Origin of the sequence: Streptomyces sp. BE303 (assembly GCF_036290945.1) — a bacterium.
Taxonomy (GTDB): Bacteria; Actinomycetota; Actinomycetes; order Streptomycetales; family Streptomycetaceae; genus Kitasatospora.
In genome coordinates, this window is sequence record NZ_JAQYWZ010000404.1 from 1 (window position 1) to 7,984 (window position 7,984).

The following is a 7,984-nucleotide window of genomic DNA, read 5'->3' on the forward strand; positions in this document are numbered from 1 at the left end:
CGCCCACTACTCGAACATCAACGCCAACGGCTTCCGTGAGCTGCTCGAGGGCCAGAAGGTCGAGTTCGACGTCACGCAGGGCCAGAAGGGCCCGCAGGCCGAGAACATTCGTCCGCTGTAGTTTCTGCCACGGCACCCGCCTGGTAGCGAGGGGCCCGCACCGCGTACATGATGCCCGGTGCGGGCCCCTCCGCATTGCGCCACGCGCATTCCCCGGCCCGTTCAGGCCCCCTGGCTCCGCCACCGGCGGCCGTCCCCACGCGAGACGCACAGCGCCGCGTCCGGATCGCCGCCCTGCCGTGACATCCCACGGTTCGAGGATCTTCGCTCCCGCACTGTCGGTGAGCGCCGACCGCAGGTGACGTGCCGCACGGTTTCACCGTCCACGCCCCGCTCTCCACATTTCGGTCCGTTCCCTTGCGGCCTCCTGCCGGCGCCCCGCGCTGCGGAGCCTCCTCGCGACGTGCCGACCCAGGAAGGTTTCGCATGAACCGCTCCAGTCGCTCCCCGTACCAGAACACCAACTCCCGCTCCTCGGCCTCCGCCCGTTCCGGCAGCTCCTACGGATCCCGCTCCGGCGGCGGCTCCTTCTACGGCGACCGGCCCGCCGGCGGCCGGAGCTCCCGTCAGGGCTCCTCTTCCCAGGGTGAGTTCGCGATGCCGGTCAGCACCACCCCGGCGCTGCCCGCCGTCGAAGCGTTCGACGAGCTGGACATGCCGAAGGCGCTGCTGTCGGTGCTGACCCGCCAGGGCGTCACCACGCCGTTCCCGATCCAGGCCGCCACGCTCCCGAACTCGCTCGCCGGCCGCGACGTCCTCGGACGAGGCCGCACCGGCTCCGGCAAGACCATCGCGTTCGGTCTGGCCGTGCTTGCCCGCACCGCCGGCCGGAAGGCCGAACCCCGCCGCCCGCTGGCCCTGGTACTGGTCCCCACCCGCGAACTCGCCCAGCAGGTCACCGACGCCCTCACCCCCTACGCCCACGCGGTGCGACTGCGCATGGCGACCGTGGTCGGCGGGATGTCGATCGGCCGCCAGGCCCACGCCCTGAACCACGGGGCCGAGGTCGTGGTCGCCACCCCCGGCCGGCTCAAGGACCTGATCCAGCGCGGCGACTGCCAGCTCGACGGGGTCGGCATCACGGTCCTCGACGAGGCCGATCAGATGGCCGACATGGGCTTCCTGCCGCAGGTCACCGAACTGCTCGACCAGGTCGCCGAGGGCTGCCAGACGATGCTGTTCTCCGCCACCCTGGACCGCAACGTCGACCGCCTGGTGCGCCGCTTCCTCAAGGACCCGGTCACCCACTCGGTGGACCCGTCCGCCGGGGCGGTCAGCACCATGGAGCACCACGTGCTGCACGTGCAGAACTTCGACAAGAACGCCACGATCGCCCACATCGCCTCCCGTGACGGCGGCGTGATCATGTTCACCGACACCAAGCACGGCGCGGACCGCCTGGTCGAGGACCTCCTCGCCAACGGCGTGAAGGCCGCCGCCCTGCACGGCGGCAAGTCCCAGCCCCAGCGCACCCGCACCCTGGAGCAGTTCCGCACCGGCCAGGTCACCGCGCTCATCGCGACCAACGTCGCCGCCCGCGGCATCCACGTCGACGGGCTCGACCTCGTCGTCAACCTGGACCCGCCGGCCGACCACAAGGACTACCTCCACCGGGGCGGACGCACCGCCCGGGCCGGCGAGTCCGGTACCGTCGTCACCCTCGTGCTGCCGAACCAGCGCCGCGAGATGGCCCGCATGATGAACACGGCCGCCATCACCCCCGTCACCACCCGTGTCAGCGCCGGCGACGAGGACCTCGCCCGCATCACCGGGGCCCGCACGCCCACCGGCATCCCCACCGTGATCGCCGCCCCCGTCGTCGAACGCCCCCGCCGCAGCGCGTCCACGAGCCGCAACCGCCGCGGCCGCCCCACCCGCGCCGGCAGCGACACCGCAGCTGCCACCACGAGCCGAGCCGGCCAGGGCTCCTCCGGCCGCCGCCGGGCACCCCGACGCGTCGCCCTCGCCGCTTAGCAGTAGACGTCGTGTGGGCCCGGACCGCCACCGCGGTCCGGGCCCGCCCCGGCGGACCCCGCCGGCCGTCCCACCGTCGTCAGTGCCACGACCACCGCCGGCCTCGGCGGCAGCGACCCCCAAGGAGTCCGCCCATGACCCTCACCCTCGACCGCCCCGCCGCCACCACGGTCCGCGACCTGATGACCCACCCCGAGCTCCAGATCAGCGACGACGTCATGCTCGACGTGGCGATCCACATCCTCCACGGCTCCGGCGCCGACCACCTCCTGGTCCGCGACGACGACGGCCGCTGCGCGGGCCTCCTGACCCGGCGGCACCTCGCCCCGTTCCACGCCCACTCCCGGACCACCGCACGAACCCCGGTACGCGACATCGTCCTCGACCGGGCCCCGTTCGCCACCGCCGCCATGCCCGCGGCCACTGCGGCGGCCGCCATGCGCGCCCGGGGCCTGGCCGTGTGGCCGGTCGTCGACCACGACGGCCACGCCATCGGCCTGCTCAGTGTCTAGAACCGGCCTGTCGGCGCAGGAGGGCCGCGACCGGTGCGGTCGGGCTCAGCAAACGGAGTTCCGTGCCCGCTTCACGGGCCTTCTGGTAGGCCCGGATGAGGGCGTTGAGACCGCTGGAGTCGCAGAACGCGACCCGGGACGACTGACTGCCCGTTCGCGCGGCCTCGCGCAGCGGCCGGTCCCGCAGGACCGGATCGGGCAGGGCGTCGACCCGTCCATGAGTCTCAGTTCGGCCGGCCTGCTGAGCGGCTGGGCGCGATCCAGAACGGCGAGGCGGTCACCGCAGCTGCCGACACCCATCGTCGGAGCTCGGTCGCGGCCGTTGTCAGAGGGCCGGTCCAGGCTCACAAGCCGAGACCGATAGGGGAGTGACGTGCTCGAGAGCCCGCTCGCCGCCGATGTCCCGCCCGGTGAGTTCCTCGGCGCGACCATCACCGTGCACTCCGCCCGGAGCAAGAGCGCCAAGCTCCGCGCCGGCGCGGATTGCCCCCAGTTCCGCGCCCGGGACACCACGACGGCGCAGGTCCCGCTGAACGCCTAGACGATCGGCAGGATGTGCTCGCGCTGCGCCCAGTGGGGCGAGTGGGCGCCGGCGGAAGACCAGGGTGACCCGCCGCCCGTTCGGCGGAAAGGCTGTAACAGCCTTTCTCGCCCGGTAGACCAAGGCCGCGGTGCCGGCCGCCGAACCCCGCCTACGCTGCCGGCTGCTTCGTCTCTGGATGTCCAGTGAGGCGTGGTTGTCCTCGGCGGTGCCGGCGCTCTGCTGCGCGGAGGAGTGGTCGTCGTACGCTGAGCGCTCCTCGCGGGGTGTCCGGGAGGGGTGGGTACGGTGGCGAGGAGAGCGAACGTGGCGCAGGGACATGGCGGTCTGAGGGGTGCACGGATCGGGTCGGGCCCGATGGGTGAGTCCGAGCGTGGTGACCTGGCGCCCCGCGTTGCGGTGTCGTTCTGGTGCGGCAACGGCCACCACAGCCGGCCCCGCTTCGCGGTCGGGGTCGAGGCCCCGGAGCTGTGGGACTGCCGCCGGTGCGGCCTGCCCGCCGGCACCGACCCCGACAACACCCCGGAAGCGCCCGGCAGCACGCCTTTCAAGACCCACTTCGCCTACGTGCTCCAACGCCGCACCCGCGAAGACGGCGAAATACTCCTCAACGAGGCACTGGCCAAACTCCGCGGCACGTTCTGACCGCTGACCGCTGACCGCCGCACCAGCCAGTGAACAGCCACCACCATCCGGCCTCGCCAGCGGGCACAGCCTGACGGCGAGGCCCGAACGTGCTCGGGATGCGGCGACGCCGCTCCTCCCCTCCCCGGTCAGGGCGCGGCGCGGCTCTGGTGGCTCGGCAGTGTGTCGAACCGCGGTGTGGACGCTGCGGCGGGCGCGACAGCGATCCTGTCGGGGGCTGTGAGGGCGAGGATCTGCACAGGCTGGCATCGCTGGGTTCTGCTGTCGGCCCAACCGATCCGGCCCTCAATGGGACGGCTGCCCGGCCGGTGGGAGCGCGGGGCGTGGGCCGGCCGACGGCAAAAAGCCGGGGCCGGGCCCACACCGCGGGGCACGCGTCATGAACTCGGGCAGAACGGTAGCCGATGAACGGCCCCGAGTGAACTCAGGGGAGCGCCCAGGCCGCGCCGCCGGGCAGCCCCGGAGTGGTCCTCGCGAGCGGTGTGCGTGGCGGTGAGGGCTTGGCGTTCACCGCTGACCGCTCCCCGCCGGCGGGCCGGGCGGGCTGGGGGTCAGGTGTCGGCGGCGGGAGGCTGCCCGGTCGGGCGGCCTCCGCGGAGCTGTTCGTTGATGCGCAGGGCTTCTTCGAGTTGGTCTTCGAGGATGATGATGCGGCAGGCGGCGTCGACGGCGGTGCCCTGGTCGACGAGGTCGCGGGCGCGCATCGCGATCCGCAGTTGGTAGCGGGAGAAGCGGCGGTGCCCCCCGTCGGAGCGTAGGGGGGTGATGAGGCCCTGCTCGCCGAGGGCGCGTAGGAAGCCGGCTGTGGTGCCGGTCATCTCGGCGGCGCGGCCCATGGTGTAGGCGGGGTAGTCGTCGTCATCGAACGAGCTGACGGCGTCGGGGGTGGTGGGTCGGTTGATGGTCGTGGTCACTGCACCTCTTCGAATCCGGTTCTGGGAACGCGTGGAGGGGCCCCGGCGCCATTGCGGCTCCGGGGCCCCGAAGGGGAACAGCACCATCTACCGGCCCTGGGCCGGTCCTTGTGTCCGCACTGCCCCATCGGATGGAGCGTGCGGGGATCGCGTATGCGTGACCGGAAACCACCATCTTTCATACCGTGGGGTCTGCGGTGTCCGCCCGGACGAGGACTGCTCATCTGACGGGCCGGGCGATCCTGATGGCGCTTGTGCCCTCCGTTTCATCCTCTGCATCACTGACAACTGCTGGTACTGCGTACTGCCACCTGCTGGCACTGCTGTGGTGTCCGTACCGGCCCACCTTCGCCGGCAGCCAGCCCCGTCGCCGATCCTGCTCAACCTTCGTGGCTTGGAACCCCGCTGCCGGACAGCTCGGCACGCGCGCCCGCAGCACGGCGCCTTTACCGAGATCCTGCGCACCTCAACCACCGGTGACTGCGATCCAACTTCACCTGCTGTACTGCGCCTACTTCGGTACTGCTCGGTGGTGGCCCCTGATCACTGCGGGCCACCCGGCCCGGCTACCAGTCCCGTCGCCGTACTGCGCCAACCCTGGCTTCGGAACTCCGCAACCGGACCGAGAGTTGCGAACTCTCTCCCGCCAGTTCGTGTCTGGCGGGCCTCGCTGACTGCTTGCTACGGGAGAAACACTAACCACACCCTGCGCCAATGTCTACTCCGGGCAGCATAGATTTTGCCGTGTTCGAAGCGCAGGTAGCCTTCCGGCTCACACGCAGGAGTGAACTCGACCCACCGCACCAGGGGCAACGCGCAGCCGGGTGAAGACGGGAACCGCCTGAGGCGACAGCAGTCCGCACACACGTCCCAGCTCCCTTGGGGGTGGGAGGTGGCGTTGCGGGGGCAGGCGGGGCTGCTCCGGGTCGGCTGCACGACGGTGGCCGGCGGCTTGTTCCGGGACCGTGGGGCGGGCGTTCGTGGCGGATGTTCAAAGGACGTGGTCGACGCCGACCACGTCCAGGCGGATCAGCAGAGCCTCGGAGGGTCGCGCCACTCTTTGCTCCGGTTGGCGCCGCTCCAGTCCGATACTCGGTCGGCGCAGCTGAGCGGGTCGCCGTGCCGCGCCGGTGGGGTCGGCGCCACCGCCTCTGCGGCGGCGCCGGTGCTGTTCAGGCGCTGCTGTGCTGCCTGCGGGAACGGTCGAGTTGTTCGCTGGTGCGCCGGGCCCTGTCGAGTTGGTCTTCGAGGATGATGATGCGGCAGGCGGCGTCGACGGCGGTGCCCTGGTCGACGAGGTCGCGGGCGCGCATCACGATCCGCAGTTGGCGGCGAGAGAAGCGGCGATGGCCGCCGCCGGAGCGCGCAGGGGTGATCAGGCCGTGCTCGCCGAGGGAGCGCAGGAAGCCCGCGGTGGTGCCGGTCATCTCGGCGGCGCAGCCCGTGGTGTAGGCGGGGTAGTCGTCATCGTCGAGGCGGCCGGCCGGATCGTGGGCTGCGGCTGCGGCTGCGGCTGCGGGGGGGAGGGGGTGGTGGATGGTTGCGGTCACTGCACCTCTTCATATGGGAGTCGGGTTCATATGGGTGGGCGGGGACGCGGGAGGGGCCCCGGTGCCGTATCGGCTCCGGGGCCCCGAAGGGGAACTTCACCATCTACCGGCCCTGAGCCGGTCCTTGTGTCCGCAACTCCTCGTGGGAGGAGGATCGCGGGGATCGCAAATGCGTGACCGGAAACCACCAACCTTCGTACCTTGAGGGGTCTGCGGTGTCCGCCCGGACAGCAACTGCTCAACTCCACGCCCGGGCGATCCTGATGGCGCTAGCGCCCTCCGTCTCTTCCTCTACAGCACTGCACATCCTGCGAACTGCTGGTACTGCACCTGCTGGTCCTACGTGATTCACACCTGTACTGCTTGGTGCTGCGAACTGCATTGGTACCGCTGTGGTGTCCCTGAAGGCCCACCACCTGTCCGGCAGCCAGCCCCGTCGCCTGCCCTGCTCAACCTGCTTGGCTTAGAACCCCACTGCCGGACCTCCCAGCACGCGCGCCCGCAGCCGGCGCCTTTGCTGAGACCTCGCACACCTCAACCACCGGTGACTGCGACGCAACGTCAACTTCACCTACTCGTCATGCACTACTTCGTGTCCTGCGGTACCGGCTGGCGGTGGCCCCTGATCACTGCGGGCCACCCGGCCCGGCCGCCAGCCCTGCCGCCGTACTGCACCAACCCTGGCTTCAGGACTCCGCAACCGCACCGAGACTTGCGAACTTCCGTACTGCTCCCGCCAGTTCGTGTCTGGCGGGCCCCGCTGACTGCTTGCTACGAGAGAAACACTAACCAGACCCTTCGCCAATGTCTACTCTGCCCGGCATAGATTTTTCGATGTTCGAAGGGGAGGTAGCCTGCGGCCCGCACATAGAAGCGAACCACGCCCCGGCCGACCAGGGGCAACGAGCAGGCGGGTGACCATGGAAGACGCACAGAATGTGGCGACGGCTCGCACACCCGTCCACACGCAAGCATCCCTACTGACCGCCCTGGCCGAGGCCGTCCACGACCGCGACGAACGTGCGCTGCGCAGGCTCCTGGCCCGCTTCGCCGAGCAGGCCACCCTCGCCGACCTCCCCGCCCTGCGCCGAGCCCTCCAGCCCCGCACCCGTGATGGCAAGCGATAGAACCCCACCCCACCCCGAGTCGGGGACCTCGGGAACGGAGACACGGGACTCGCCATCGGCCGGGGCCGCAAAGCAGGGAAGTCCTTGCCGCAGGTTGCCCACTCGGGCGAGGCGTGCGTCACGGCGCCGACCCCCGTCACTTGCCCACCAGGGCGGGGTGCCGCTTTGCGTCGCCTTCGTGAGGACCAGGCTGCGGCCAAGGCGGGGGGGCTTCGAGTCGGCCGCCGCGAAGGCGTGCTCGGGCGGGCATCTATGTACGAACGTGAACCCGACTGGGTATCGATCGGGATTGAGTCCGATCGACCCTGGATCTTCACGATGAGCGTCAACGTCCCATGTTTTTACCGCAGTTGAGCAACGCCTGTCGGGTCATTTCTTCGGGACGAGGACGTTCTCGCCGCGGCGCCCGGCGGCGTAGTCGTCCACGTTGCGGACGGTGGCGTCGATGATCTGGCCGACCGCGGTGCGGGTGAAGTAGGCCTGGTGCGAGGTGACCAGCACCTGGGGGAAGGTGACCAGACGGGCGAGGGTGTCGTCGGCGATCCCCTGGATCGAGCGGTCGGTGAAGAAGACGCCGGTCTCCTCCTCGTAGACGTCCAGGCCGACGCCGGAGAGCCGGCCGGCCCGCAGCGTCTCGACCAGGGCCGCGCTGTCGACCAGA

Annotated in this window: 10 protein-coding genes; 6 read left to right on the forward strand and 4 right to left on the reverse strand. The window is 70.7% G+C overall.

The window, feature by feature from the left end:
- From PUR56_RS06975 to PUR56_RS06985, 3 genes are all read left to right on the forward strand, one after another.
- On the forward strand, nt 1-121 hold a 121-nt coding region (locus tag PUR56_RS06975; protein WP_030397760.1), incomplete at its 5' end, for a cold shock domain-containing protein.
- A 365-nt stretch (nt 122-486) separates the two neighbouring features.
- The gene (locus tag PUR56_RS06980) at nt 487-2,034 is read left to right on the forward strand and encodes a DEAD/DEAH box helicase (RefSeq protein WP_329948264.1); all 1,548 of its coding nucleotides are present in this window, start codon (nt 487-489) and stop codon (nt 2,032-2,034) included.
- Between the two features lie 134 nt (nt 2,035-2,168).
- On the forward strand, nt 2,169-2,546 hold the full coding sequence (locus PUR56_RS06985; protein WP_329948265.1) for a CBS domain-containing protein: 378 nt from the start codon (nt 2,169-2,171) through the stop codon (nt 2,544-2,546).
- Here PUR56_RS06985 and PUR56_RS43305 read toward each other — a convergent pair.
- Entirely contained in the window at nt 2,536-2,748 is a 213-nt protein-coding gene (locus PUR56_RS43305; protein ID WP_443034452.1) for an STAS domain-containing protein, read from the reverse strand. The genes PUR56_RS06985 and PUR56_RS43305 overlap by 11 nt on opposite strands.
- A gap of 171 nt (nt 2,749-2,919) precedes the next feature.
- Here PUR56_RS43305 and PUR56_RS06990 point away from each other — a divergent pair, with 171 nt between their 5' ends.
- Together PUR56_RS06990 and PUR56_RS06995 are read left to right on the forward strand one after the other, a co-directional pair.
- Nucleotides 2,920-3,087, forward strand: coding sequence for a hypothetical protein (locus PUR56_RS06990; RefSeq protein WP_329948266.1), 168 nt, complete (start codon nt 2,920-2,922; stop codon nt 3,085-3,087).
- Between the two features lie 306 nt (nt 3,088-3,393).
- Nucleotides 3,394-3,732, forward strand: coding sequence for an RNA polymerase-binding protein RbpA (locus PUR56_RS06995; RefSeq protein WP_329885019.1), 339 nt, complete (start codon nt 3,394-3,396; stop codon nt 3,730-3,732).
- 551 nt (nt 3,733-4,283) lie between these two features.
- Here the strand turns inward: PUR56_RS06995 and PUR56_RS07000 are convergent.
- Both PUR56_RS07000 and PUR56_RS07005 read right to left on the reverse strand, forming a co-directional pair.
- Nucleotides 4,284-4,568: a helix-turn-helix domain-containing protein gene (locus PUR56_RS07000; protein ID WP_329948268.1), complete on the reverse strand. Its 285-nt coding sequence runs from the start codon at nt 4,566-4,568 to the stop codon at nt 4,284-4,286.
- Between the two features lie 1,250 nt (nt 4,569-5,818).
- Nucleotides 5,819-6,196 (reverse strand): MerR family transcriptional regulator, encoded by a 378-nt coding sequence (locus tag PUR56_RS07005; RefSeq protein ID WP_443034451.1) that lies wholly within the window; start codon nt 6,194-6,196, stop codon nt 5,819-5,821.
- 920 nt (nt 6,197-7,116) lie between these two features.
- Here PUR56_RS07005 and PUR56_RS07010 point away from each other — a divergent pair.
- On the forward strand, nt 7,117-7,323 hold the full coding sequence (locus tag PUR56_RS07010; RefSeq protein ID WP_329885021.1) for a hypothetical protein: 207 nt from the start codon (nt 7,117-7,119) through the stop codon (nt 7,321-7,323).
- A gap of 369 nt (nt 7,324-7,692) precedes the next feature.
- Here PUR56_RS07010 and PUR56_RS07015 read toward each other — a convergent pair.
- A partial coding sequence (locus PUR56_RS07015; RefSeq protein ID WP_329948267.1) for an NAD(P)-dependent oxidoreductase occupies nt 7,693-7,984 on the reverse strand: 292 nt, incomplete at its 5' end.